This window comes from Bradyrhizobium sp. 154 (genome assembly GCF_023073875.1).
Classification (GTDB): Bacteria; Pseudomonadota; Alphaproteobacteria; order Rhizobiales; family Xanthobacteraceae; genus Bradyrhizobium.
The window spans coordinates 1-1,324 of record NZ_JADPKG010000025.1 but is presented as its reverse complement, the minus strand read 5'-3'; the positions used below and the strand labels follow the sequence as shown (position 1 = coordinate 1,324).

The window sequence follows — 1,324 nt, the reverse complement described above, 5'->3', positions numbered from 1 at the left end:
CGCCGAAGAACAGCGGGATCAGCGCGCCGACGATCGCCATCGGCACCGAGATCATGATCACCAGCGGGTCGCGCAAGCTCTCGAACTGCGCCGCCAGCACCAGGAAGATGATGATCAGCGCGAAGCCGAAGGTGATCGCGAGCTGGTTACCTTCCTGAACATACTGCCTGCTGTCCGCCAGATAATCGTGGCTGAAGCCTTGCGGCAGCTTCTTGGCCTCGCCTTCGAGGAAATCGACTGCCGCACCAACGGTCACGCCGGGCATCGGCACGGCCGAGAACGTCGCCGAATTGAGCTGGTTGTAGTGGGTCAGCGAGTTCGGGTCGGTCTTGGTCTCGATCGACACCACCGTGGACAGCGGGAGCTGCTGGCCGGTGTTGGTCGTCACATAGTAGCCGCCGAGCGATTCCGGCGACAGACGCTTGCCGCGCGGCACCTGCGGGATCACCTGGTAGGAGCGGCCCTCGAGGTTGAAGCGGTTGATGTAGTTGCCGCCAAGCAGCACCGCGAGCGTAGAGCCGAGGTTCTGCATGTTGACGCCGAGGTCCTGCGCCTTGGTCCGATCGATCGTGACCTTCACGTTCGGCTGATTGTAGGCAAGGTCGCTGTCGGAGACGATGAACATGCCGCTCTTGCGTGCGGCGTCCTTCAGCTTCTCCATCTGCTCATAGACCGTCTGGAATCCGGCGGTGGAGTTGATCACCATCTGGATCGGCAGACCGCCCGGCCCGCCCGGCAGCGGCGGCAGGTTGAATGCGAAGGCCTGCACGCCCTCGATCTTGGAGAGCTCGGCCTGCACCAGCGGCTTGAGCTGGATCGACGACCGCTTGCGCTCGTCCCAAGGCTTCAGGAGCATGCCGGCGATGCCGCCCTGCGGCCCGTTGATGCCGTTCAGCACGAAACGCAGATCGGTCTCGGGGAATTTCTGGAATTCCTTGTCGAGCTTCTCGCCATAGAAATCGACATAGTCGATGTTGGCGTATTTCGGCGCTTTGGTCACCGCAAACACGATGCCCTGGTCTTCCTCCGGCGCCAGCTCCTTCGAGGTGTGCATGTAGAGGAAGCCGACCAAGCCGAGGATCGTCACCGCGAACAGGCCGGTGATCGCCTTGTAATCCAACGAGCGGTCCAGCTTGCGCCCGTACCACCGCGTGATGGCGCCGAACACCCGGTTCACAAGCTTGGAGAACCGGCCTTCTTCGGTGTTCTTCAGCAGCACCGAGCACATCATCGGCGACAGCGTCAGCGCGACCACGCCCGACACGATCACCGAGCCCGCCAGCGTGAAGGCGAATTCGCGAAACAGCGAACCGGTGAGACCGCC

The 1,324-nt window shown here is 62.6% G+C and carries 1 protein-coding gene; it reads right to left on the bottom strand.

Annotated features, from left to right (window positions below; genetic code table 11):
* The coding region (locus IVA92_RS04475; RefSeq protein ID WP_247279868.1) for an efflux RND transporter permease subunit at nt 1–1,324 on the bottom strand (1,324 nt) is incomplete at both ends.